This is a genomic window from Pseudoalteromonas sp. AWM4_233 (genome assembly GCF_056158285.1).
On record NZ_JBSWSZ010000113.1, the window covers coordinates 641,984 to 666,293 of the forward strand.

22 protein-coding genes are annotated in these 24,310 nt (G+C 38.7%); 10 read left to right on the top strand and 12 right to left on the bottom strand.

Features of this window, described 5'->3' with window-relative positions; translation table 11 throughout:
- The first annotated feature begins 360 nt into the window (after positions 1-360).
- Complete coding sequence (locus tag ACXAC4_RS24265; RefSeq protein WP_475166692.1) at positions 361-2,277, top strand: putative bifunctional diguanylate cyclase/phosphodiesterase; 1,917 nt, start codon at positions 361-363, stop codon at positions 2,275-2,277.
- 60 nt (positions 2,278-2,337) lie between these two features.
- Here the strand turns inward: ACXAC4_RS24265 and ACXAC4_RS24270 are convergent, their stop codons facing one another.
- Entirely contained in the window at positions 2,338-2,766 is a 429-nt protein-coding gene (locus tag ACXAC4_RS24270; RefSeq protein WP_475166699.1) for an Lrp/AsnC family transcriptional regulator, read from the bottom strand.
- A 150-nt stretch (positions 2,767-2,916) separates the two neighbouring features.
- On the opposite strand from ACXAC4_RS24270, the gene ACXAC4_RS24275 reads away from it, so the two are divergent.
- From ACXAC4_RS24275 to ACXAC4_RS24285, 3 genes are all read left to right on the top strand, one after another.
- Positions 2,917-4,122: an aspartate aminotransferase family protein gene (locus ACXAC4_RS24275; RefSeq protein ID WP_475166703.1), complete on the top strand. Its 1,206-nt coding sequence runs from the start codon at positions 2,917-2,919 to the stop codon at positions 4,120-4,122.
- 35 nt (positions 4,123-4,157) lie between these two features.
- Entirely contained in the window at positions 4,158-5,180 is a 1,023-nt protein-coding gene (gene astA / locus ACXAC4_RS24280) for an arginine N-succinyltransferase (protein ID WP_475166709.1), read from the top strand.
- A 95-nt stretch (positions 5,181-5,275) separates the two neighbouring features.
- Positions 5,276-6,079, top strand: coding sequence for a 2-oxoadipate dioxygenase/decarboxylase family protein (locus ACXAC4_RS24285; RefSeq protein WP_475166713.1), 804 nt, complete (start codon positions 5,276-5,278; stop codon positions 6,077-6,079).
- Here ACXAC4_RS24285 and ACXAC4_RS24290 read toward each other — a convergent pair.
- Both ACXAC4_RS24290 and ACXAC4_RS24295 read right to left on the bottom strand, forming a co-directional pair.
- A complete protein-coding gene (locus ACXAC4_RS24290; RefSeq protein WP_475166718.1) occupies positions 6,076-8,172 on the bottom strand; it encodes an ATP-binding protein in 2,097 nt (698 codons plus the stop codon). The two genes, ACXAC4_RS24285 and ACXAC4_RS24290, sit on opposite strands and share 4 nt — an antisense overlap.
- A 73-nt stretch (positions 8,173-8,245) precedes the next feature.
- The gene (locus tag ACXAC4_RS24295) at positions 8,246-9,193 is read right to left on the bottom strand and encodes a ribonuclease Z (protein WP_475166720.1); all 948 of its coding nucleotides are present in this window, start codon (positions 9,191-9,193) and stop codon (positions 8,246-8,248) included.
- Between the two features lie 161 nt (positions 9,194-9,354).
- Here ACXAC4_RS24295 and ACXAC4_RS24300 point away from each other — a divergent pair, with 161 nt between their 5' ends.
- A complete protein-coding gene (locus ACXAC4_RS24300; protein ID WP_421964072.1) occupies positions 9,355-10,962 on the top strand; it encodes an AbgT family transporter in 1,608 nt (535 codons plus the stop codon).
- A gap of 168 nt (positions 10,963-11,130) precedes the next feature.
- The gene (locus ACXAC4_RS24305) at positions 11,131-11,769 is read left to right on the top strand and encodes a glutathione S-transferase family protein (RefSeq protein ID WP_475166723.1); all 639 of its coding nucleotides are present in this window, start codon (positions 11,131-11,133) and stop codon (positions 11,767-11,769) included.
- 66 nt (positions 11,770-11,835) lie between these two features.
- Here ACXAC4_RS24305 and ACXAC4_RS24310 read toward each other — a convergent pair whose 3' ends face one another.
- Positions 11,836-13,131, bottom strand: a complete 1,296-nt coding sequence (locus ACXAC4_RS24310; protein WP_475166725.1) for a DEAD/DEAH box helicase — start codon at positions 13,129-13,131, stop codon at positions 11,836-11,838.
- A 58-nt stretch (positions 13,132-13,189) separates the two neighbouring features.
- Positions 13,190-14,104, bottom strand: coding sequence for a 4-hydroxy-tetrahydrodipicolinate synthase (gene dapA, locus ACXAC4_RS24315; RefSeq protein WP_475166728.1), 915 nt, complete (start codon positions 14,102-14,104; stop codon positions 13,190-13,192).
- Positions 14,105-14,349: 245 nt separating this feature from the next.
- Here dapA and ACXAC4_RS24320 point away from each other — a divergent pair, with 245 nt between their 5' ends.
- Positions 14,350-14,898 carry a DUF6058 family natural product biosynthesis protein gene (locus tag ACXAC4_RS24320; RefSeq protein ID WP_475166730.1) on the top strand — a complete coding sequence of 183 codons (549 nt, stop codon included), beginning with the start codon at positions 14,350-14,352 and terminating at the stop codon, positions 14,896-14,898.
- Positions 14,899-14,900: 2 nt separating this feature from the next.
- Here the strand turns inward: ACXAC4_RS24320 and ACXAC4_RS24325 are convergent, their stop codons facing one another.
- Positions 14,901-15,152 (bottom strand): hypothetical protein, encoded by a 252-nt coding sequence (locus ACXAC4_RS24325; protein ID WP_138479487.1) that lies wholly within the window; start codon positions 15,150-15,152, stop codon positions 14,901-14,903.
- Positions 15,153-15,332: 180 nt separating this feature from the next.
- On the opposite strand from ACXAC4_RS24325, the gene ACXAC4_RS24330 reads away from it, so the two are divergent.
- Both ACXAC4_RS24330 and ykgO read left to right on the top strand, forming a co-directional pair.
- A complete protein-coding gene (locus ACXAC4_RS24330; protein WP_390443652.1) occupies positions 15,333-15,584 on the top strand; it encodes a type B 50S ribosomal protein L31 in 252 nt (83 codons plus the stop codon).
- 14 nt (positions 15,585-15,598) lie between these two features.
- Positions 15,599-15,739, top strand: coding sequence for a type B 50S ribosomal protein L36 (gene ykgO / locus ACXAC4_RS24335; protein WP_058032458.1), 141 nt, complete (start codon positions 15,599-15,601; stop codon positions 15,737-15,739).
- 26 nt (positions 15,740-15,765) lie between these two features.
- Here ykgO and ACXAC4_RS24340 read toward each other — a convergent pair whose 3' ends face one another.
- The 4 genes from ACXAC4_RS24340 to ACXAC4_RS24355 form a co-directional block, all read right to left on the bottom strand.
- Positions 15,766-16,158 carry a cytochrome b562 gene (locus ACXAC4_RS24340; protein ID WP_475166739.1) on the bottom strand — a complete coding sequence of 131 codons (393 nt, stop codon included), beginning with the start codon at positions 16,156-16,158 and terminating at the stop codon, positions 15,766-15,768.
- Positions 16,159-16,229: 71 nt separating this feature from the next.
- On the bottom strand, positions 16,230-17,045 hold the full coding sequence (locus ACXAC4_RS24345; protein ID WP_475166742.1) for an SMR family transporter: 816 nt from the start codon (positions 17,043-17,045) through the stop codon (positions 16,230-16,232).
- Positions 17,042-17,983 carry a protein kinase family protein gene (locus tag ACXAC4_RS24350; protein ID WP_475166744.1) on the bottom strand — a complete coding sequence of 314 codons (942 nt, stop codon included), beginning with the start codon at positions 17,981-17,983 and terminating at the stop codon, positions 17,042-17,044. The genes ACXAC4_RS24345 and ACXAC4_RS24350 overlap by 4 nt, the downstream gene beginning before the upstream one ends.
- Positions 17,984-18,079: 96 nt before the next feature.
- On the bottom strand, positions 18,080-20,326 hold the full coding sequence (locus ACXAC4_RS24355; RefSeq protein WP_475166747.1) for an acyl-CoA dehydrogenase: 2,247 nt from the start codon (positions 20,324-20,326) through the stop codon (positions 18,080-18,082).
- Between the two features lie 445 nt (positions 20,327-20,771).
- On the opposite strand from ACXAC4_RS24355, the gene ACXAC4_RS24360 reads away from it, so the two are divergent.
- Complete coding sequence (locus ACXAC4_RS24360; RefSeq protein WP_421964082.1) at positions 20,772-21,005, top strand: hypothetical protein; 234 nt, start codon at positions 20,772-20,774, stop codon at positions 21,003-21,005.
- Between the two features lie 43 nt (positions 21,006-21,048).
- Here ACXAC4_RS24360 and dnaJ read toward each other — a convergent pair whose 3' ends face one another.
- Together dnaJ and dnaK are read right to left on the bottom strand one after the other, a co-directional pair.
- Positions 21,049-22,185: a molecular chaperone DnaJ gene (gene dnaJ / locus ACXAC4_RS24365; RefSeq protein ID WP_475166750.1), complete on the bottom strand. Its 1,137-nt coding sequence runs from the start codon at positions 22,183-22,185 to the stop codon at positions 21,049-21,051.
- Positions 22,186-22,291: 106 nt separating this feature from the next.
- Positions 22,292-24,220 (bottom strand): molecular chaperone DnaK, encoded by a 1,929-nt coding sequence (gene dnaK / locus ACXAC4_RS24370; RefSeq protein ID WP_138560357.1) that lies wholly within the window; start codon positions 24,218-24,220, stop codon positions 22,292-22,294.
- Positions 24,221-24,310 lie beyond the last annotated feature (90 nt).

Consider the following 24,310-nt stretch of genomic DNA (forward strand, 5'->3'; position numbering starts at 1 on the left):
ACGCATTAAGTTCTTGCTTGTGAAATAGACTGCATTTCAGCTTAGAAGATTATTTGCCTATTTAATCAACTGAATGTTTATCTTATGTGACAACTCCAGTGTCATCAGCGCAAGATTAAATGCGCAAGTTAAACAAATTCAACATTACGTTGAGTGGTATGTATGTGTGAGAGAGAATTTTAAATTAGACTAAGTTTTAAACAGTGTAAAGTGAATATTCCTAATAAGTACGCAATTTTTACTCATAGCTATTCAGTTTGTTGCTAAATTTAAAATCTTACTTTCATAAAATGTCATAAATATGATAAAACTTAAGTCTGATATTGTTTCTCCGCATGGGAATTGCTGGAACCAGCTGATATGTTAAAAAAGCTTAAATTACAAGGACTACTCATTCTCTGTGTGATCTTGTTGGGTTTCATATTCAACTTTTTATTCACCAAATCTCTTATGGATATAGCTAACGGAGAGCAAGTTAACGTAACTAAGCTTAGTTCGGCATCTAATATTACGCCTTCTTCAGCCTGGTTTAGGTTTATGTTGCCATCTCATGAGTTCATCGAATTGGACAACACTGTACACGTCTTAACACGGAATAAAGCTGAGCTACTCGCGATAAAAGCAGAACATGCTTTTATTGAAAGCATTCTTTCTCCCTATGCCTTAATCTCCATTTTACTTATCGTCATATCACTAAGTAGCCTAGCCAGAGCGCAAAAAAATCATCAACGCCAAAAAGTTGCGTTAGATGAGATCAACAAAGACCTACACAAGCTGCTAAAACGTTTTGAGGTTGATGAAAAGAGCCTGAGGTACGGCTCTACTGTTACTCAAATCAGACATGCAATAAATTTAATACACGAACAAGTTGGTGAGATTCAACAACAAACAGACCACCACGTTTATCAAGATAAACTCACGCAGTTAATCGATAGACATGCTTATATTGAGCACCTTGAGAAGCAGCTTAAGCTCGCAGAACAAAACAAACTTAGGTGTGGGCTTTTATTTATCGACTTAGACGGCTTTAAGCAAGTGAATGATTCTTTTGGCCATAGCTTCGGAGATGAAATTTTAATTCAAGTTGCAAATCGTCTTAAAGATATAGTACGTCAATTTAAGATACAGGACCTTCACCCTCAAAACGGCATTGATCAAAACTTATCTAGACTGGGTGGAGATGAATTCTCAGTTTTTGTGCCTGATATTAGAGATCCTGCATTTTGCACTGAGCTCGCCCAAGTAGTTTTGACAGAGATAGAACGCGATTTTGTTCTTGGTAACAAACTGGTGAAAATTGGCGCCAGTATTGGTATCGCCTCGTACCCGGAAAGCGCATCGCAACCGCATGCATTATTACAAATGTCAGATGTTGCCATGTACAGAGCGAAGACTGATGGTCGAGGTATCTTCAGAGTTTATTCTCCAGAAATGGGAAATAAAATGCGCAGATACCACTATCTGCTTGAAGAGCTGCGACTCGCAATTAGCTCAAACAGTTTCCATATGTCTTTTCAACCGATTGTACATGTTGAAGATTGTGCCATTGATTACTTTGAGGCATTAATCAGGTGGCAGCACCCTATAGAAGGACTTATCCCGCCTTCTGAGTTTATACCGATTGCGGAAGAATCTAATCTTATCTTAGAGCTAGGAGATTGGATTTTGCTAGAGTCATGTAGGCAGATGTCAGCTTGGCACAATGCAGGCATGAAAAAAGTCAAAATATCAGTCAATGTATCAGGTATTCAACTTAAGCACAGAGGCATTTATAACTGGGTAATGGATGCACTTAATAAAACAGGCCTCCCAGCTAGCTCTTTAATGCTTGAGATTACAGAATCAACACTTATTACTGCCAGTGAAGATATAATTCAGCAACTAGAGTCTTGTCGTAAGGCTGGTGTTAGTGTTGCGATTGATGACTTTGGTACAGGCTTTAGTTCTTTGAGTACACTTGCCGATTTGCCTATTGATGTTATTAAAATAGATAAACTTTTCATCACCCAAGCGAATGAAAATCCTAAGTACCTTAAAATTTTGAACTCTATTAGTGAGTTAGGTCATCAACTTGGATTAAAAATCGTTGCTGAAGGCGTTGAACAAATCGAACAGTTTGAATTAGTTAAAAACCTGGGTATTCGTTGTGTTCAAGGCTACTTAGTCAGTAGACCAGAAACCTCTTATAATGTTGGCTCAAAAGTATTAACTGGCAATGTGAACCATATTGCAACAACTGGAACGAGTGTTTGGTTACCCGAAGTGCAAAAGAACTAAACTCAGGTAATTTTCTTTACTGTAACACTTCAAGGTATTGCCTTTTGTATATCTGAATGTTTAACGTTTAAACTTGGTCTCTAGAATGACAGATGAGTTAGTCCTCTCTACTCCATCTAAATCACCGATGTCATCGAGTATGCTACTGAGTTGCTGGAGGCTTTGAGCTTCAACAATGGCAATCATGTCGTATTCACCACTGATTGCATATAAAGCGGTTACGTTATTATGATGCTTTAAGGCAACAGTTGTTTGAGTAGTTAGCTTCTGCTTTACCTTAACAGAAACATGTGCAGAAACGAGTCCTTCTAAATACTCTTCTCCAAATTCAACACTATAACCTTTAATTATCCCAGCTTGCTCGAGCTTAAGAAGTCTATTTTGAACTGTTGAGCGTGACTGATCGAGCATTCGAGCCAAATCTGAAATGCTCGTTCTTGCATTCGCTCTTAACAGAGCTATCAACTTTTCATCTTGTACTTTTATCATAATGACCATTAGTTTGGTTATATTGACAAAATTATCTATCAATTTGAAAAATATTGCACTGCAAATTTCTCTACTTCAGAGTAATAATTAAGAAAACTATCAAACGATAGTAAAGAATAATTATTAAACACATGTTTTAGAGGCAGTATTATGCAAGTAAACCGCGAACTTTTTGACCACGTCATGGTGCCAAACTACAACCCTTCAGAAGTTATCCCTGTTAAAGGTAAAGGATCACGAGTGTGGGATCAAAAAGGTGATGAGTACATAGATTTCGCAGGCGGCATCGCTGTAAACTGTTTAGGTCATAGTCACCCAAATCTTGTTAATGCATTGAAAGAACAAGGCGAGAAAATTTGGCATTTATCAAATGTAATGACCAATGAACCTGCGCTTAGACTTGCTAAAAAGATTACTGATGCCACATTCGCTGATAAAGTCTACTTTGCAAACTCAGGCGCTGAAGCAAACGAAGCCGCACTTAAACTTGCCCGCCGCTTTGCACTTGATAACTATGGTGAGCACAAATCTAAAATTATTGCTTTCAACAAAGGCTTCCACGGTCGTACTTTTTTCACTGTGACTGTAGGTGGTCAAGCAGCATACTCTGATGGTTTTGGCCCTAAACCGGCTGATATTGTTCATTGTGATTACAACGATTTAGAAACATTAAAATCACTAATGGATGACAACACATGTGCAGTTATGATGGAACCACTTCAAGGTGAAGGCGGTATTATCTCTCCGACGCAAGAATTTGCTGAAGGTGTAAGAGCATTATGTGACCAGCACAATGCATTGCTAATTTTTGATGAAGTGCAAACTGGCGTAGGACGCACAGGTCATCTTTATGCATACCAAGGTTTAAATGTAACACCTGATATTTTAACAACAGCAAAAGCACTTGGCGGTGGTTTTCCTATTGGTGCAATGATCACAACAACTGATATTGCTAAGCACCTTAAAATCGGTACTCACGGCTCAACCTATGGCGGTAACCCTTTAGCTTGTGCTGTCGCTGAAGCGGCTTTTGATACTGTAAATACCGAATCTGTTCTTACTGGCGTTCAACAAAAAGAAGCTATGTTCCGCGAACTTCTAGAAGCTATCAACACCAAATACAATGTATTCAGTGAAATCCGCGGTAAGGGTCTACTTTTAGGTGCTGTTCTAAACGAACAGTTTGAAGGTCGTGCACGTGATTTCTTAGTTGCGAGTATGAAACATGGATTAATGACACTTGTAGCGGGTACAAATGTCGTTCGTTTCACACCATCACTTGTGATTGAAGAAGACGATATTAAAGCGGGTCTTGCTCGTTTTGAGCTTGCAGTTGCAGATGTTGTAAACGGCTAAAATAGGATTGGGGTCTAGTGGCCCCTCACTTTAATATGCAAATCTTAAGACCAATAAAAAACACTGACTTTGCAGCTTTAAAGCAAATCGCAATAGAGTCTGGTCATGGCTTCACATCTTTACCTGTTGATGACAACTTACTACAAGACAAAATTTCACGTTCTGAAAATAGTTTCTCAAAACATGTTGAGACACCTTTTGATGAAGGTTATTTGTTTGTATTAGAAGATACAAACACAAATGAAATTGTTGGCACAACAGCGATTGAAGCTGCGGTTGGAACACAAGTCCCTCTTTACCACTATCACCTAGGTAAAACGGTTCACCATTCAAGTACATTAAACGTGTATAACACTGTTGAAATATTGAGTATGTGTAATGATTACACGGGTTGCTCTGAAATTTGTACTTTGTTTTTACGCGAACAATACCGCAAAGGTCTTGCTGGTCGATTTTTGAGCCGAATTCGTTTTGCTTTTATGGCAGATCAAAGTAGTCGTTTTAGTGAGACTGTGATTGCAGAAATGCGCGGAGTAAGTGACGCTCAAGGCCATTCTCCTTTTTGGCAATGGTTGCAAGAGCACTTCTTTTCAATTGAATTTCCTCAAGCAGACCATCTGGTTGGTTTAGGTGACAAGGTATTTATCAGCGAACTAATGCCTAAGTACCCTATTTACGCGAACTTACTAAGTGATGAGGCTCAAGCAGTTATCGGTCATGTGCATGAAAAAACTAAGCCTGCACTTAGACTCCTTCAAAAAGAAGGGTTTGAGCATAGAGGTTATGTAGATTTATTTGATGCTGGCCCAACAATAGAAGCAAAACTAGACAATATCAGAACCGTTCAAGAGTCTTATATTGTTCCTGTGAAAATAGTCGACTATGTTAACTGTGAGCAAACCTATGCTATTTCAAATCAAAAACTCACTGATTTCAAAGCCGTGTTTACAGATAACGTACAGTTAGACAAACAAGCGCTAACACTCACAATTGCACGTGAAGAAGCTGAAGCACTTAATCTAGAAAATGGCGATACTGTAAGAATTTTTGCACTTTAAAACGCAAATAATTAATTAAAATTGGTATGAGATTATGTGTCGTGCTTAATCGATACATAAACTGAGCGGCTAAGCCGTCAAATTAAGGAACCATTATGCACAACAATGTTGACACACTATTTGATAACCTTTGGTCTAACTATTTAGAAGTTACACCTTCAGCAATTAAAGTTCATGAGCTACTAGGCTCTACACAACAGTCTGACGTTATCAATGATCATATTGCTCTTCGTACTTTCAACATAGAAAAAGTAGGCTTAGAAAAACTTGCAGCACATTTTCTAGCTGTTGGTTACAAAGAATGTGGTGAATACCATTTCGAAGCAAAAAAACTGTACGCAAAACACTTCGAGCATACAGATCCAACTAAACCTAAAGTATTCATCTCTGAATTACTTGTTGAAAAGTGCTCTGAGTCTTTACAGAAAATTGTTAAAGAAATGGTCGATCAAATTGATGAAGATGCAGTAACTGCAGACAATTTCTTATACTCAGGCACACATTGGCAAGTAAGTAATGAAACTTACAAAGCTTTACTTGAAGAAAGTGAATATGCAGCTTGGATGTCTGCATGGGGCTATCGTGCTAATCACTTCACTGTAAGCATTAATCATTTAGCGAACTTTGAGACTATTGAAGCGGTAAATACATCTTTAAAAGATGCTGGTTTTGAATTGAATGCTTCAGGTGGCGAAATTAAAGGTTCTCCAGAAGTGCTATTAGAGCAATCATCTACATTGGCCGATCATGCAAATGTTGTGTTCACTGATGGTGAGTTTGCAATTCCAAGCTGTTTCTATGAGTTTGCACTACGTTACAACAAACCAGATGGTGAAATCTATACTGGATTTGTTGCAGCGTCTGCTGACAAAATCTTTGAAAGTACAAACGCTCGTTAATTCGTTGAGTTTATTGGGAACTTGATGATAAATTGAGTTCCCTTGCCAACAATACTCGAACAATTAATCGTCCCGTTTAATTGCTGAGAAATAATGTTATAAACCAAGTGCATCCCTAAACCACTTCCACCATTTTCCCTATTCGTAGTGAAAAACGGATCAAAAATACACTCTAACACATCACCAGGCATACCTTTTCCATTGTCTGATATCAGAATACAGACTTCATCACCTGATTGAGACAGTAAAACATTAACTTCACCAGACTCGTGTTTTCCAAATGCATGAACTAGCGCGTTTTCTATAATATTTGTAATAACTTGTGCTATTGCACCTGGGCTACAAAGCACTTCTACTTCAACCGGGTTTGGTTCTAGGTGAACCTTATGAGATGAGTTTTTAATCCTCGGCTTTAAAGTACGGATCACATCTTCTAAATAAGCATTCAGCTCTATCTTGCGTAATAATTCGGAAGATTGATCTACAGAGACTTGTTTAAAGCTGGCAACCAATTCAGCAGTTCTATGTAAATTACTTTTTAGAATAAAGCATCCTTCTTTGAAATCAGAAATAACCTTAACCAAATGATGTTTAGTTAACTGACATGATTGCAGCTTCTCTTCTAGATGTATCACTTCATCTTCAACAAATGATGCAGCTGTGATGGCAACGCCAACTGGCGTATTAATTTCATGGGCTATGCCAGCAACTAATCGACCGAGTGACGCATGCTTTTCTTGTTCAATCAATTTTTTCTGTATAGTTTGCAAATCAGAAAGTGCCTTTAACGCTTCTTCAGTTTTGTAATTAAGTTCATCTGTTCGCGTTTTGACTTTAAGCTCTAGGTCAAGGTTGAGCTTATCTAACTCACTCTGTGTTTTGGTAAGCGCTGTATTAGCTTGATTAATTTCTGCTATATGTGTGTTGACTTGCTGATAGACAAAATTTAGCTCAGTAATAATTGGCGTGAATTCGTTTTGCTCGTCATAAACAATGTTTTGAACGGTTACTTTTTCGTTATCAGTATGCTTTATAGAGCCTTTAATCTGGCTAAGTACTAGATCAAAAGGCTTAAAAAGGTGCTTCATGATAAAGATAATCAAAACGATGAAAGTGATACCAATAATTGCACCTCCCAATAAAGTGACTTGAGATACTGCTCTCACTTCTTTATCAATGTCTTTATGTGGGCTGAAAAAACCCAATATAAAACCGCTTTTTGTCTCGAGAAAATACAAATCATACAGCTTACCGTTTATTTGTAAGCTTTTAAAAGTATTGAACTTAGTATTTGATGAGCTACTATAAAGTGGCTTAACCCATGCTTCATCGGGTGTCGTTTGCATCACCAACTCAGATTTTAATGGAAAACTGATAATTCTATTTGATGCTTTATGGATCAATAGTGGTGATGAGTTATCGGTAATCTTCACTGTTTCTAAAAATGCAGTTAGTGCAGCCAACGACCAATCTACTGTTGCCATACCAATCATATCGCCATTGGTTAAAATAATAGGCGCGTCAACTGTCATCATCGGAGCCAAGCTACCCGCTTCGTCGACATAAGGATGTGTCCAGACAACTGGAAGCGCATTTTCTGCAGCTTGTTTACCTAACTGATACCAATCTTGGCTATGGTAATCATATTGCTCACCACTTAACTCCCAGCTAAATAGTATACGTTTATTATCTCGATATACATATGGTCCGAAATACTGTGTATCTTCGAACACTCGCATAGGTTCAAACCAAACACCACCACCTAAGGCAAGTTCAAAGAATGAAAAGTGCTGCTCTAAAATGGCACTAAATTTATGCTTTAATTCTGCTTTTTCAAAATGCGATTTATTATGCTCAAGATAAAGAGAAAGGCCGTGTTGTGCTAGATTGTAGGCGCTTTGTTCCATCAATGTGATTGTGTGGTCAATTTTATTAGCGCTAGATTTGAAGGTTTGAATGATTTCTTGTTCTTTGACATTAGATAACGCGCTGCTGTAGTAAACATTACTAAATAATACGATTGACGAATAGGCCAATATTTCAAAAATTACCACAAACAGTAAAATACGTGTTTTGATATTTAAAGTAGGCATATTCACTAAACGAGATTGTATCTGTTTTAAGCATATATCAAAGTGAAAGATGCGCTATTAATACGCCAAATTATTATTCATTAAAATGCAATTTTATTTTATCTATTGAGAAAGTAAAAAAATCTTCTGCGAGAATTAAATTACCACAATAGTAGTGGTTAGCTTCTCGCCGTACACTTTCAAATCCACGCTCTCCATGATATCGGACACTAAAATGAGTTAGAATTAGCGTTGGGATTTGCTGAAGCTGCGCAAATTCTGCAACTCTTTTCGCATCTGAATGGCCTGTATGAAACCCCACCTTGTGAAGGTCACAATGTATAAAAGTTGACTCATGCACTAACACATCAATATCAGAACACCAATTAGCGACAAGATTAGGTTTTTCGTTATCACCGCAAACAATGACTCGACGCGTTTGCCAGCTTTGAAATGTGTAATCTTTACTTAAAAGTAGCTCTGAGCCAAATACAACATTTTCTCCTTTTTGCAATTTATTATAATGAGGACCACTTCTAATGCCGTCTTTTATTAGCTTTTCAATTTTAAGTTTTTTTGGGATCAATTTTTCAGAAACCTTAAAACCAAAGCTGGAGACTCTGTGCTTTAAGGGGATAACTTGAATATCACAAAAATTGAAATCCGATGCACATGTCATTTCACTAATATCATGCGTAATTAAATCAAAGGAGAGTCTGGTATCCGACATCTGAAAAGTTGCGTGTAACCATTCAATAACTTCTTTGGGAGCGATTAGGTGAACAGCAGATTTTTTGCCATTCATCGCCATAGACGACAATAACCCGGGCAAACCATAACAGTGGTCTCCATGTACATGGCTAATACAGATCACATCTAAATGAAAAAAAGAGAGAGAAGACTTTAAGAGTTGATGCTGTGTTGCCTCGCCACAATCAACCATAACCCAGGATTTTGTTTTATCGAATGAAATTGCTGTGGACGATGTGTTTCTAGTTTGACTAGGTACACCTGATGAAGTGCCGAGAAAGTGAATGTGCATATTAAAGACGGTAAACGTTTAGTTGAGCCTATATTGCCAAATTGTCAGGTTTTCGTCATGGTGTTTGTCCTGTTTTTACTGTGAATTAACGGTAAAAAAATGATTTCAAATTAAAAAAGTGATAGGTTATGCGGCAATTTTGGTATTGAGTATTTTTCATTATGTCGAACGCAGTTGAGACAAAGCCTGAAAATCAACAATCAACAGAACAAAAACCACAGGGTTTGTTTAATCGCTTTTTAGCAACTGTTGAATTTTTAGGTAATTTGTTACCCCACCCTATCACGCTATTTGCTATGTTTTGTATTGCCATTGTTATTTTCAGTGGTATAGCAGATTGGTTTGGCTTAAGCGCCATTGACCCTCGCCCTGAAGGCGCTAAAGGACGTGATCCAGATGGGGTCATCGAAGTTGTCAGTCTTTTAAGCGCTGAAGGTCTACAGCGCATCGTTACAGGCCTTGTAACTAACTTCACAGGCTTCGCACCTCTAGGCACTGTATTGGTTGCACTTCTGGGTGTAAGTGTTGCAGAGCACTCAGGTATGCTTTCTGCTGCGATGCGCGGTATGGTGATGGGTGCTTCAAAGCGTCTTGTTACTTTCATGGTTGTTTTCGCCGCAATCTTATCGAATACAGCATCTGAATTAGGCTATGTTGTATTAATTCCGCTTGCCGCAATGATTTTCCATAGCCTAGGTCGTCACCCACTTGCGGGTCTAGCTGCGGCGTTTGCTGGTGTTTCAGGTGGTTATAGTGCAAACCTTTTACTTGGCACAATTGATCCGCTACTTGCTGGTATTACAACACCTGCGGCACAGATGATTGACCCAACTTATGAAGTCGGCCCTGAGGCGAACTGGTACTTCATGATGATATCAGTATTCCTAATTGCCATCGTTGGTACATTAGTTACAGAAAAAATTGTTGAACCGCGTCTTGGTAAATACAACCCTGACGAAGCAAGCATCGACTTAAGTGAAAACAACATTGAAAAATTAAGTGCGAAAGAAAAATCTGGTTTGAAATGGGCTGGTGTTTCTCTGCTTGTTGTATCTGCGCTTCTTGCGTTAACCATCGTGCCTGAAAATGGTATTTTACGTCACCCTGAAACCGGTGAAGTAGCTGGCTCTCCATTCCTAAAAGGTATCGTAGTATTTATCTTTGTTACCTTTGCAATCCCTGGTTTTGTTTATGGTCGCGTTGTTGGCACCATGAAGAATGACCGCGACGTCATTGACGCAATGAGTAAATCAATGAGCTCTATGGGTATGTACATTGTACTTGTATTCTTTGCGGCTCAGTTCGTTGCTTTCTTTAAATGGACGAACCTAGGTACTATTCTAGCAATTAACGGCGCTGCGCTACTTCAAGCCCTTAACCTAACAGGCCCTGAAGTGTTTGTACTGTTCATCTTTATGTGTGCATTAGTTAACTTAAGCTTAGGCTCATCTTCAGCTCAATGGGCTGTGACTGCCCCTATCTTCGTACCAATGTTAATGTTAATTGGTTATGCGCCAGAAACTATCCAAGCTGCATATCGTATCGGTGACTCTGTGACTAACCTGATCACTCCTATGATGAGTTACTTTGGTCTGATACTCGCTGTTGCGACTAAGTACAAAAAAGATATGGGTATCGGTACGCTAGTAGCGACCATGCTTCCGTACAGTATGTTCTTCTTTGTTGGTTGGGTTGCACTATTCTACATCTGGGTATTCGGTTTTGGCTTACCTGTAGGTCCTAACTCACCGATTTACTATACGCCTTAGTCGTTAACTAATCACAATTTTATACTATTTAACGGCAACTCAGGTTGCCGTTTTTGTTTGTAAAGTGAAGTATTTTCTTGATTAAACTGATTATCTCACCTAGGTTTTTCTAGTACCATTTACTGAAAGGACACTGCTATCAAAAAACTCTAACTATCTAGGTGAAGTATGTATACTCTGTTTTACTACCCTTGTAATGCCAGTCTTGCCCCTCATTTTGTTTTAAAAGCGATCAATGCCCCCTATCAGCTCGAGCTTGTAGACAGAAAAAAACTGGCACAAAAGTCAGCCCAATATTTATCAATTAACCCGACAGGACGGATCCCAACTTTGGTTGATGATGAATTTGTTCTATTTGAAAGCGCAGCAATTTGCTTATACCTTGCAGAAAAACACCCCGAAACATCTCTTATTCCTGCAGATATAAAACAAAAGGCTATTTTCAATCAGTGGTTGATGTATTTAACTAGTACACTGCAAACTGAACTAATGACTTACTTTTATCCAGAAAGGCACACACAAAACGCATTGATTTACGATGACATTGTCAGGACACAGCAAACAAGATTAAAAGATGTATTACAGCTCATTGATAAACAACTCAACGACAATACCTATTTAGTTGGTGAATCAATTACTGTCTGTGATTACATTTTATTTATGCTATGCATTTGGGCCGACGAAATTCAAAATCCCCCATTGAGCTTTAATAATCTAAATAGATATTTAAAAACCATGGCAAGAGATGATGCAATACAACAAGCCTGCAAAATTGAAGAGATAAGCCTCGCAGCCTATGCTATTTAATCATTGAAGAGAAAACTAAAAAAGGTTGCACATGGCAACCTTTTGAATATTTTACTTAAAAAGAATTTATTTACTCAACTTTAAAGACTTCCCTTTAATCTGCTTTCTCACATTCGCGATACGCGCTCTGTTTTTCGCTCTCGCTTCACCACTTGCCTGATTACTAGGGCGGTTAGTTTTTGGTTTTCTACGTTGATGTGAAGGTTTTTTAGTTAAGTTTTTAATCAGATTTTCACGACTGCTTACTTCATAGCCAGGTAAATAATAGCGCTTAATTTGTTGGCCAATTAAGTCTTCAATATGCAGTAATACTTGCTCTTCCTCACGAGCAACAAATGAAATTGCTTGGCCCTGCTGACCAGCACGACCGGTTCTACCAATACGGTGTACGTAATCTTCTGCAAGATAAGGTAGATCATAGTTAACCACACGAGGCAAACCTTCGATATCAATTCCGCGCGCCGCAACTTCAGTGGCAACTAATACGCGAACCTTGCCTTCTTTGAACTCACGTAAAGCACGACGTCTAGCACCTTGCTTTTTATCGCCATGACACACAGTGGCAGGTATACCATCAAGATTAAGCTCTTTCACTATGTCGTCAGCAACATCTTTCATGTTCACAAATACAAGAACTTGTTGCCAATTCTTCTTGCCAATCAACTCAGAAAGCAGCTCTTGTTTTCTGCCTTGCTCAACAGGATAAACAATATGCCTTACCGTTTCTGCTGTTGTATTTTCAGGTGTAACTTGAACAAACTTAGGGTGCTTTAAAACTTGACGTGCAAACTGTTTCATTGCCGTTGGGAAAGTAGCCGAGAAGAAAAGTTGTTGTTTTTCTTCATGACATAGCTCTATTACTTTTTGGATGTCAGTAATAAAGCCCATATCGAGTAGTCTGTCTGCTTCATCTAACACTAAATGCTTTACCTGAGACAGATTTACACTGCCCAGACGTAAGTGATCAAGAAGCCTACCTGGTGTTGCAACCAAAATATCACAGCCAAAGTTCAATTGTTCTTCTTGTCCAGCAGTATTCACACCACCAAATAAAGCAACCACATTAAGGTCAGTATATTTAACGAATTGCTTGCAGTTATTTGCAATTTGTTCTGCTAACTCACGTGTTGGCGCTATGATCAAAGCTCTAGGGTGTTGCTCAGCATGTTCAAAAATATTCTGTATGATTGGCAAACTAAAAGCGGCTGTTTTACCTGTACCAGTTTGAGCTGTAGCAAGTACATCATGCCCTTTTCTTACAACAGGGATAGCAGCTTGCTGAATTGGTGTAAGGGTGTGAAATTCTAATTCGTCTAGTGCTTGCAGAATAAGCGGAGAAAAACTAAAAGATTTGAAATTCATAACAAAAACCTGCGGCCAATCATTAAAAGGCCGCAGATTATACGTCAATTAGTGAGTTCTAACAAAGAATAATTGACTCAGAGTCTAGTAAACTTGGTGCATTACCAACATAACTACCCGTTGCTAGTTCAGAAATTAATTGTAAGCCTTGTTGTTGTTGAGATGTACTTAATGGTACGTAAGGCAATCTGAAGATTGGCTTTACAGCACCAGTCATCATGAGCGCCGTGTTTATTGCGATTGGGTTAGGTTCGCAGAATAACCAAGAGATTAGTGGCTGCAATGACTGATTTAGTTCGTCATTACGTTCGTTCATCAAACTTCTAAACTGCTTAGGCACAATATTAGAAGTAACTGAAATGACACCATGTGCACCATGTAAATGTCTTGCATCGTGTGCTTCATCGTCATTACCCGACCAACATGCGATACCTTGTAGTTCATAGTGCGCAATACGTTCATTACCTGCACATTCTTTAACACCAATAAAATTATCATGCTTCGAAAGAGGCTCAATGATATCTGGTGTTAAATCCTGCCCCGTTCTTCCCGGCACGTTGTAAATAAATGCAGGGCCAATTTCGAGTACTTTTTCGAAGTGTTTTACAACACCTTCAACTGAAGTGCGACCATAGTAAGGGTTTATCTGTAATGCGGCATCCATTCCCGTTGCAAACCCATATTCTGTTGCCTTCACAGCTTCACGGGTATTATTACTGCCCGTATTACCGATAACTAAAATTTGTTGCTTGTACTTACTTACAGTGTGCGCAATTAACATTAGGTGCTCTTCCCAATTCATTAATTGGCCTTCACCAGTTGTACCACCTACGATAATACCGTCGACACCCGCTTCAATTTGTAGTTCGACTAATTTGTCGTAGGCGAGTAAATCGATTTCGCCAGTTGCTAAATAAGGAGTTTTTATCGCGGTGATCAAGCTTGCTTGTTGTAGTTTTTCGTTAATCTGCATGTTTACAAGTTTTCTTATTCCAAGTGCCAATATTCTTACATAAAACAGTAGCAGTTCCGAGCTTTCTTTAGACTGAATGACTTGTAAATTTGTTGTATTACTGATTAAATACAAACACTGTATATTTAACCAGCATCACTATGAGCTTACTTAATCATTTTAATGAAAATTTTTATCAAACTATAGAAATATGCCAGTCTGCAAGAGTCAATGAAGATATCTTATTTGAGTGGCAAGAGTCAGGATTGTTTCCAGCGAGCAGTTTCGTTATAGAAAATAAACTTCAGGTCAATTCTTACTTAGGGATCACAGAGCATACAGAGCAGATTGAATATTACCCGAGAGGATATCTAGCTTGGGCTCAAATACTTATAAAACATAATATTGAGTCTTCAAGTCAAGCATTCATGTATTTTGGGAATCTCTATCAACAGACTTTGAATCAGTTAGTACATGGTTTACCTGAAACACTTATCGCCTCATTTACAGAAGATCTAGAAGAATCCATTCAGTCGAGTTGGCAATATTTCTTAGTAGGAAAATATGGCGCAATAAGTTCTACAGGAAAGATAGAAGAAATCGTTGCTATCGATCTATATAAGTATGTTATTTCATTTTTAACTGAAGATTTTAGCTTAGACATACTCGGTGAGGAGACACGAAAAAGCCTTCATATTGCACTCAGACAACTTAATAACTCAGTTGCACTAGACAATCAACTATTACCAAAACAGCTTATTCGACAGCGTTATATTGAGCGTTTAATAAAGCAATATGATTTATCGGTAAGATGAGCTCACGACTCTAAGTGAGCTCTCATAATTTCAAATGCCTTTAAAACTTTTAATTTATCTTCGCAAAGACCGTCGTACCAAGCATCAAAGCTTTCATCATCTTGTTCAGCTAACACAACATATTCTGCAAGTAACTCAATGATGTCACTATGAGAACAACTCAACTGATCAAGCTGTTTGTTAATGCCACTGTGATCTTTATTTTTGAGCGAATCAATCACGGTGTTATCCAAGTTATTATTTAGCTCTTCCATTGTTGCTTCCCTTTAAAACTTACACCTTATTTATAACAGGCCTACAACGAATAGCTAGAGACAAGGTGTTTGTTTGCGCAACAAACCATCAAAATCGACAAATTTACCCAAAACCCATTTGCAAATGGTTTTCATTTAGAATAACATGCGAGATATTATAACAAAACAAAAGAGCATTTTATGAAACCTAATATTCACCCTGATTACGAACAAGTGGCATTTCACGATACTTCTATCGATAAATACTTTATTGTTGGTTCGACAATCAAATCTGATAGAACAGTCGAAATTGATGGCGTAACTTACCCATATGTACCAATTGATGTTTCAAGTGAATCACACCCTTTCTATACAGGTAAGCAGAAAATTACAGCTTCTGATGGTCGTGTTGCTCAATTCAACCGCCGCTTTAAAAATCTTGCAAGCAAATAATATAAGGAAAATTTATGAAAGTACTCAGTTCTTTAAAAAGTGCCAAGAGTCGCCCTGGTTGCCAAGTGGTAAAAAGACGTGGCCGAGTATTTGTGATCTGTAAATCTAATCCAAGATTCAAAGCCGTCCAAGGCATGAAGAAAAAGAAAAAATAAAAAAGCGGCATTTATGCCGCTTTTCTCTATCCAAATAATAGCTCCCAAACACTTGGTGGCTCGTGTAGCTCATGATATTTCTCTCGAAGTACATCAACTTTCTTTAATTTTGCCTTAGCTTTCGTAATTTCACCTTTCTCTACAAAACGCTTTGATTCTTGTAATACGGTGATGACCTTATCTAATCCCTTGATTGATTTCTCTTTTAAATCAGCTTTGAAATTAGCCTTTTTACTCTTTTGGATCAAAAAAATCATTTCATCAATCTGACTGATTATTTCTTTACCGTCAGTTGAGCGAACTGCCTTTTTGTAAGCATGGCCTATGTTTTTCATTGTTACAGATAAATCGCTTGTCTGTGCAGAAGTACTAAAACTGAAGATACTGACTGACAAAAGCAATAAAACTAAATACTTCATATAAACTCCGAATAATCGAGTAAACATTATAAATTTTCTAGAAAAATAAAAAAGTGGTTTGTAAAGCCCCTTTACATGAATAAATAAGTTGCAAACAAAACTAAGCAAACACCCGATATTTGCTTGCTAGACAGAGTTTCTTTATAGAATACGCGACCTATAATAACAGCGAGTACAATGCCAATTCCTCGTTTTATGGCCTCTACAACACCAGGGTTTAGATATTCAAGCGCAGCAAATTGAAGAAATACAGCACCAAAAAACACTATTACAGAAATAAGCCACCACTTAAAGTTTCTGAGCAAGGGTCGCCATTGATAGTCAAGTCGCAAACTAATAGACAAAACAGCAATAATTATAGATGTCAGAAACATGCCATGGAAAGAACTTGAACCAAAGGTTAAAGCTTGTTTATCGAAAACAATACAGGTACCCCATGCAAATGCAGTAATTAATGCATATAAACTTGATTTGTCACGTGTGTTAATTGATGTGCCAGCAAGGAGCATGGTTGCAAACACAACTAACACAATGCCTAACCACTCGAATTGAGAGAGTAGTTCGTCAAAGAAAAAGAATGAGAACACAGCTGAAATAAACGGTGTACAAGCAGTAATCGATAATACAATTGCAAGTTTGCCCTTCGAGATAGCGAACATAAAACAAACACTGCCTATTGCAGCGAGTACACCACTTATAGTTGCTGGAAAATAATAAGAACTACTCGGGAATTGAAACCCTTGAAATCCCCACAATAAGAAGAACAAAGGCAGAACACTGACGCTCATTGCAAGGGACAAGAACTTTGGATTAACATGCTGGGCTAGCTCTTTTCTTGCAATATCAAATAAAGACCAGCAAAGCGCACTTAGAAAAGAAAAAATCATATCTTGTTTAGAACTTCTGAAAACTTATTTTGCATGAATTGCGTTATTTTTTTATGTTCTGGTTTCCAGCCATTTAAAAAACGATAGAAATCAGACCATACTATTGGCCATAGAGTACGCCATTCTCGCTCTAAAAGTTCATACTCTTTTATATTCATGCTAGAACTGAGTGCTTCATTCAAACTTTCAAAGTATAAATTAAGTATTGATTCTTCATACTTTGCACATTCTTCACCATCAAACACACTGGTCATAAACAACATGACATCTTGTAACCCAATACCAGAACCAACATATTGGAAATCATAGCCAAGTACGTTGTTACTTTTATCAAATGCGTAGTTTGCTAACTTAGAATCACCATGTAATAACGTCTGATACTTAGCTTTATAAAGTGAGTCTGCTAAATACCTTGCTCGGCGTTTTAAATCAATGAATTCCATCTTTTCAAACTCGTCAGGCCTTGTTTCTAAATGCCAATATCCACCTAATGGAAATGGTTCTGAGTTGATGAGGGGAAGCCCTTGCGCATGAAACTGGGCTAACCAATTAACAACTGCATAGATATGTTCAAGTTTATGATCATCTATATTTTGAAAGTTCTTTGATTTAAAATCTTCTAAAATCAAAACATTTAATGCCCCAATTCTATTTGCAAAGTAACAATCGGGTCTTACTTTCTCAAAAGCTGTATGACATGTCGGGTCGTTGTAAAAATTGATTTCGTTCAGATAGGATTTATCTTTTCTCTGTTTGGCAAAATCAGTTTGTGAAATGACTTGGTGATTTATGTTTTCAGGAATTTCACTGAGTTTAACTATCACTGGCTGTGAATTAAAGAAACCTGATTGAATTTGCCCACAACCACTCCAAAGTGAAACAGATAAATCTGTGAGCTTAAGCTCAGGTATGTACTTTTCTAAATGACGTGTACGCAAAGCAATGACTTTTAAAATACTATTAGACTTAGATTTATTGTACGCGCCTAAATTAAAAACGCCCAGCGAATTGCTGGGCGTTGTTCTCCACGATTGTTAACTGGCCTGCTGAATCTCAGCATTCAACGGACAATCATCAATAAGGTTTAAGTCGAAATCAAACTCATCAACTCGAATCGCTTTTTCACGTTTCTTGTTGTAATCAATTAACTTAGCATATTGCTCGCTAGTAATGACATTTGCGGCTAAAGCGTTATCTAATGTGTCTGCAAAACGCACGCCTGGTTTTACTTGTTTTGAACGAAGTGCTTTCTTAAGTACTTTAAGTAAATCAAGACAAGCCATTTTCGCCTTGTAAGCCTGCTCGTTAATATCGTGACCATCACCTGCAGTTGGTTTAACTAGTTTTGTGATCTGTGACTTAAATGCCGTGTCTTGCTGTGCCGCTGAAGCTAATTCGCGAATTAAGTTATCATCAATTTTCGCCATTCTATGGCTAAATTGTAATGTTGCTACACGTAAGAACTTACGAGCAAAACTTGCAGGGAAGTTGTCTAAGAATTTATGTAACGCATTTTCTGCATTTTGTAATGCCCAACGCGTTGCATAATGAAAGTAAGGTGCTGCTTGTGCACGCTCTGACTCAGATACTTTCTGTTCATAGTATTTAATAGAAGCCATTGCTGCATATAGATAACTCATTACGTCACCAAGGCGTGCAGATAACATCTCAGCTTGCTTTAACTTACCGCCTAGAACTAATAATGAGAAATCAGCAAAAAGGGCTAAACGAGATGATAACTGCATAACTGCTTTCTCATATGGTTTAACTTCAGGCAATGAACTTTGACTGCTAGCCATAAACGGCATTAAGCCTAAGCCGAATGCACGTAGGCCATTCGAAATGCCGTAACCCACTGTTTGACGGAATTTTTTATTAAACTTCTTATCAGCGTCTGCTTCCTCACTATGAATTGCTTCAACCATTTCTTGAAGATGCGGGTGACAACGCATTACACCCTGGCCAAAAATCATCAGGTTGCGAGTTAAAATGTTTGCGCCTTCAACAGTGATTGCGATTGGCTGCGCTACATATCCGCTTGCTAGTGTATTCTGAGGACCGTTTTGTATAGCTTTACCAGCAAGAATGTCCATTGCCGAGTCAAGCACATCACGACCGATTTCAGTCATATGATATTTTGCGATAGCAGTAACAACTGATGGTTTCAGCCCCATGCCTAAACCTTCAGTGGTCAACACACGCATCGACTCTTGAAGGTAAGTTTTACCTGCTATGTCAGCAAGCTTTTCTTGAATACCTTCGAATTGGCCAATTGATAGACCAAACTGCTCACGAACCGCGGCATATTCTGAAGCCGACTTAAGTGCTACCTGGCTTGTTGAAACACCTAAAGCTGGAAGCGAGATACCACGACCGGCACCAAGACAACTAACAAGCATCTGCCAGCCACGACCGATGTTTTTCTGACCGCCAATGATGAACTCCATTGGAATAAACACTTTATTGCCGCGCGTAGTACCATTATAAAAACGGATACCCATAGGGTCATGGCGATTACCAAGCTCAACACCTGGATGTGATTTTGGAATTAAAGCACACGTAATCCCTAACTCTTCTTTACCACCTAATAGCCCTTCAGGATCAAATACTTTGAATGCAAGACCTAATACTGTCGCAATAGGTGCGAGAGTGATGTAACGCTTGTCCCAAGTAATCTCTAAACCTAGAACTTCTTCACCATTGTGCATACCTTTAGTTACGATACCTTGATCTGGAATACCACCGGCATCAGAACCTGCTTCAGGGCTCGTAAGTGCAAAACATGGAATATCAGTACCATTAGCTAAACGAGGTAAGTAATGCGCGCGCTGCTCTTCAGTACCGTAGTGCATTAATAACTCGCCCGGACCTAATGAATTAGGCACCATAACAGTAACCGCTACAGCTGAAGATTTAGTCGCTATTGTACCTACGATGGTTGAATTAGCATAAGGGCTAAACTCTCGGCCACCGTAAGATTTTGGAATGATCAAAGAGAAGAATCGTTCTTTCTTCAAGAAATCTAAAATATGTTCAGGAAGATGCTTACTGTTTTGAATAACAGAATCATCAATCATAGCCATTAACTCTTTCACTGGACCATCAATGAAAGCTTGTTCTTCTGCCGAAAGTGTTGCCTCTGGCACGGCACGGAGTGCACTAAAATCAGGCTTACCTTGGTAGATTGAACCTTCTAACCAAACATCACCTGCGTCTAGCGCTTCTTGTTCTGTAATTGAGATACTTGGTAATACTTTTCTAAATTGTGTTCTTAAACTCATAACTAACTCATCAGACCAGTTGAATATACCTACATTACGGCACAAAAAACGCGTTAGATCAATTACTCTATGCAATTATTTAACAAGAAAATTACTATGCCTTTGCAAATGGTAGTTTAAGTCATTGAAATAGATAGGCTTACACGTGTAAGCTCAACTTAGAAAATTTTTGAATATAAAAATTTGGACTTGCAGAGTTTGGTTATTAAAACAACAGAAAAATTCAGAGCCAAGTCGGAATTAAAATCTTTAAATTAAATTTTAGTTTATAAATCAATCACTCTAATTTTCATAGTTAAAGAATCTGAATTTAGGTGGTTAGTTCTAAACATTAAATTTTAAAAATACAGCTTAAATTGATTGCCAACATAACATGGCTCTTTACTTGAACAATGACGTTTAAGCATTAGACTAAAGTCTAATACTTATGAAAAAGAGGTGTCGCATGTGGCTTAAATCAAAGCTTAAAGTGCTCACTCTTTTCATAGGCATGCTGACGGTTACTTCTGCATTTAGTTTCATGAATGACGAGTATGTCACATGGCGAGATGCAATGGCCTGTGAGGCAAAATGCCAATTGTTTGGTTGTAAATCAGGAAGTTTATTTGGTCAAAAGGATGGTCAATCACAAGCATGTCGATGTGAGGGTGAACAAGACTATCTATTAATTTTAGATTAGAAAAGAAAAACGGCGCGTAGCGCCGTTTTTGGTTCAACAAATTTTACTTTGTTAAGTCATCGAAGAACTTCTTAACACCATCAAAGAAACCTTGTGCTTTCGGTCTGTTTTTACCGTTGTCTGCACCCATGCTTTCTTCTAACTCTTTTAACAGTTCTTTTTGTCTGTCATTTAAGTTTACTGGTGTTTCAATTACCACTTTACAAATTAGGTCACCGACTGAACCGCTGCGTACAGATTTAACACCTTTACCACGCATGCGGAACATCTTACCTGTTTGGCTTTCAGCTGGAATTTTTAGGTTTGCTCGGCCATCTAGGGTCGGGACTTCTATTTCTCCGCCTATTGCTGCTGTAGTGAAGCTAATTGGTACCTCGCAGTACAAGTTATTGCCATCACGCGTGAATATCGGGTGTTCACGCACAGAAACTTGCACATATAAATCACCAGATGGTGCGCCATGCATACCGGCCTCACCTTCACCCGTAAGACGAATACGGTCGCCAGTATCAACGCCTGCTGGAATTTTTACTGATAACGTCTTGGTCTTTTCAACACGGCCTTGGCCGTGGCAACTATCACATGGATCTGAAATAACAGAGCCTGTACCTTGACATGTAGGACATGTTTGCTGAACAGCAAAAAAGCCTTGGCGCATTTGCACTTGACCCGCGCCATGACAAGTTGGACACGTCTTAGGTTTAGAGCCAGCTTTAGCCCCACTTCCGTCACAAGGTTCACAACTTACCCAAGTTGGCACCTTGATTTCAACTTCTTTACCACGAACAGCCTCTTCAAGGCTGAGTTCCATATTGTAGCGAAGATCTGAACCGCGTTGTTGACGTGATTGACGACGACCGCCGCCACCAAAAATATCACCGAATACGTCACCGAAAATATCACCAAAGTCACCATGGCCTCCGCCAAAGCCACCATGGCCGCCACCACCATTTTGATCAAAAGCTGCGTGGCCGTATTGGTCATACATCTGACGTTTTTGACTGTCTGTGAGTACTTCGTACGCTTCTTTTACTTCTTTAAACTTGGCTTCTAAATCTGCATCACCCGCAGTTCTATCTGGGTGATACTTCATTGCTAAGCGTTTATAAGCTTTTTTTATGTCACGTTCACTGGCGTCTTTTGCAACACCTAACACTTCATAATAATCACGTTTTGACATAGTTTTGTTACTCAGTTAAGGGCAGTTTTAACTACCAGAACATTTATTTTTTCAGATTTTGAATAGACTAAGGGCGCATTTTAAATGCGCCCTTGAAATTCAACAATTATTTATTGTCTTTTACTTCTTCAAATTCTGCATCAACTACGTCATCATCTTGCTTAGCTGAACCTTGCTGCTGTGCACCGGCGTCAGCACCTTGTGCTTGTTGCGCTTGTGCATTTGCTTGAGCAATTTCCATAAGCTTCTGAGATTTCTCAGCTAGCGCTTGAACTTTAGCATCGATCTCTTCTTTGCTTTCGCCTTTAATTGCAGTTTCTAGTTCAGAAAGTGCCGCTTCGATTGCAGTTTTGTCTTCTGCTGGTAGTGCATCACCCGCTTCTTCGATTTGCTTACGAGTACCGTGAACCATTGCATCAGCTTGGTTACGTGAGGCAACAAGTTCTTCGAACTTCTTATCTTCTTCAGCATTCGCTTCAGCATCACGAACCATTTGCTCAATTTCATCATCGTTTAGACCAGATGAAGCTTGGATAGTGATCTTTTGCTCTTTACCAGTATCTTTATCTTTTGCAGATACGTGTAAGATACCATCAGCATCAACATCAAATGTTACTTCGATTTGTGGTACACCACGCTGTGCTGGGCGAATACCTTCAAGGTTAAACTGACCAAGAGACTTGTTGTCGCTTGAACGCTTACGCTCACCTTGTAGTACATGAATTGTAACTGCTGACTGGTTGTCTTCTGCAGTTGAGAACGTTTGCGACTTCTTAGTAGGGATAGTCGTGTTCTTCTCAATTAGTGCAGTCATTACCTGACCCATAGTCTCAATACCAAGTGATAAAGGACAAACGTCTAGTAGTAATACATCTTTTACGTCACCAGCTAATACACCACCTTGAACTGCAGCACCTACAGCAACCGCTTCATCAGGGTTTACGTCTTTACGAGGCTCTTTACCGAAGAATTCAGTTACTGTCTTTTGCACTAATGGCATACGTGTTTGACCACCAACAAGGATGATGTCGTTAACGTCGCTCACAGAAAGATCTGCATCAGCAAGTGCACGCTTTAATGGCTCAATTGATTGAGTTACTAAATCTTCTACTAAAGATTCAAGCTTAGCGCGAGTTAGTTTTACGTTCATGTGCTTAGGACCAGTCGCGTCTGCTGTCACATAAGGTAAGTTAACTTCTGTTTGCTGTGCACTTGAAAGCTCAATCTTCGCTTTTTCTGCTGCTTCTTTAACACGCTGCATTGCAAGCGGGTCATTCTTAAGGTCAATACCTTGATCTTTTTGGAATTCAGCAACTAAGTAGTTAATAACACGGTTATCAAAGTCTTCACCACCTAAGTGCGTGTCACCATTTGTAGCAAGTACTTCAAACGTGTGCTCGCCATCTACTTCATCGATTTCGATGATTGAGATATCGAATGTACCACCACCAAGGTCATATACAGCAACAACATTGTCGCCTTGTTTCTTGTCCATGCCGTATGCAAGTGCAGCAGCAGTTGGCTCATTGATGATACGCTTCACTTCAAGACCAGCGATACGACCAGCATCTTTTGTCGCTTGACGCTGAGAATCGTTGAAATAAGCTGGTACTGTGATTACAGCTTCTGTTACTTCTTCACCTAAGAAGTCTTCCGCTGTCTTTTTCATTTTCTTAAGCACTTCAGCTGAAATCTGAGGTGCAGCACGTTTTTCACCACGTACTTCTACCCATGCATCACCATTGTCTGCTTTAGTAATAGTGAAAGGCATGATGCCAATGTCACGTTGTACTTCTTCGTCTTCAAAGCGACGACCGATTAAACGCTTGATTGCAAATAATGTGTTTTTAGGGTTTGTAACCGCTTGGCGTTTAGCTGGCTGACCTACTAAAGTTTCACCTTCTTCAGTGAAAGCAATAATTGATGGGGTTGTACGATCACCCTCAGCATTTTCAATAACGCGTGCGCTATCACCATCTAGTACTGCAACACAAGAGTTAGTAGTACCTAAATCGATTCCAATAATTTTACCCATGAATCTTCTCCGACTTCAAAATTCGTTGTTCGTTTCGATGACTAGTAAATAGGGGCAGTGTTTTTGAATTCAAGCGTAAAAATAAAAAAA

Excerpts from the sequence above, each read along its gene's own strand:
- ACXAC4_RS24300 (WP_421964072.1), top strand. The coding sequence starts at position 9,355 with ATGTCGAACGCAGTTGAGACAAAGCCTGAAAATCAACAATCAACAGAA.
- ACXAC4_RS24285 (WP_475166713.1), top strand. The coding sequence starts at position 5,276 with ATGCACAACAATGTTGACACACTATTTGATAACCTTTGGTCTAACTAT.
- ACXAC4_RS24340 (WP_475166739.1), bottom strand. The coding sequence starts at position 16,158 with ATGAAGTATTTAGTTTTATTGCTTTTGTCAGTCAGTATCTTCAGTTTT.
- ACXAC4_RS24290 (WP_475166718.1), bottom strand. The coding sequence starts at position 8,172 with ATGCCTACTTTAAATATCAAAACACGTATTTTACTGTTTGTGGTAATT.
- ACXAC4_RS24295 (WP_475166720.1), bottom strand. The coding sequence starts at position 9,193 with ATGCACATTCACTTTCTCGGCACTTCATCAGGTGTACCTAGTCAAACT.
- ACXAC4_RS24275 (WP_475166703.1), top strand. The coding sequence starts at position 2,917 with ATGCAAGTAAACCGCGAACTTTTTGACCACGTCATGGTGCCAAACTAC.
- ykgO (WP_058032458.1), top strand. The coding sequence starts at position 15,599 with ATGAAAGTACTCAGTTCTTTAAAAAGTGCCAAGAGTCGCCCTGGTTGC.
- ACXAC4_RS24355 (WP_475166747.1), bottom strand. The coding sequence starts at position 20,326 with ATGAGTTTAAGAACACAATTTAGAAAAGTATTACCAAGTATCTCAATT.
- ACXAC4_RS24360 (WP_421964082.1), top strand. The coding sequence starts at position 20,772 with ATGTGGCTTAAATCAAAGCTTAAAGTGCTCACTCTTTTCATAGGCATG.
- dapA (WP_475166728.1), bottom strand. The coding sequence starts at position 14,104 with ATGCAGATTAACGAAAAACTACAACAAGCAAGCTTGATCACCGCGATA.
- ACXAC4_RS24345 (WP_475166742.1), bottom strand. The coding sequence starts at position 17,045 with ATGATTTTTTCTTTTCTAAGTGCGCTTTGCTGGTCTTTATTTGATATT.
- ACXAC4_RS24330 (WP_390443652.1), top strand. The coding sequence starts at position 15,333 with ATGAAACCTAATATTCACCCTGATTACGAACAAGTGGCATTTCACGAT.
- ACXAC4_RS24270 (WP_475166699.1), bottom strand. The coding sequence starts at position 2,766 with ATGATAAAAGTACAAGATGAAAAGTTGATAGCTCTGTTAAGAGCGAAT.
- dnaK (WP_138560357.1), bottom strand. The coding sequence starts at position 24,220 with ATGGGTAAAATTATTGGAATCGATTTAGGTACTACTAACTCTTGTGTT.
- astA (WP_475166709.1), top strand. The coding sequence starts at position 4,158 with ATGCAAATCTTAAGACCAATAAAAAACACTGACTTTGCAGCTTTAAAG.
- ACXAC4_RS24310 (WP_475166725.1), bottom strand. The coding sequence starts at position 13,131 with ATGAATTTCAAATCTTTTAGTTTTTCTCCGCTTATTCTGCAAGCACTA.
- ACXAC4_RS24325 (WP_138479487.1), bottom strand. The coding sequence starts at position 15,152 with ATGGAAGAGCTAAATAATAACTTGGATAACACCGTGATTGATTCGCTC.
- ACXAC4_RS24305 (WP_475166723.1), top strand. The coding sequence starts at position 11,131 with ATGTATACTCTGTTTTACTACCCTTGTAATGCCAGTCTTGCCCCTCAT.
- ACXAC4_RS24265 (WP_475166692.1), top strand. The coding sequence starts at position 361 with ATGTTAAAAAAGCTTAAATTACAAGGACTACTCATTCTCTGTGTGATC.
- dnaJ (WP_475166750.1), bottom strand. The coding sequence starts at position 22,185 with ATGTCAAAACGTGATTATTATGAAGTGTTAGGTGTTGCAAAAGACGCC.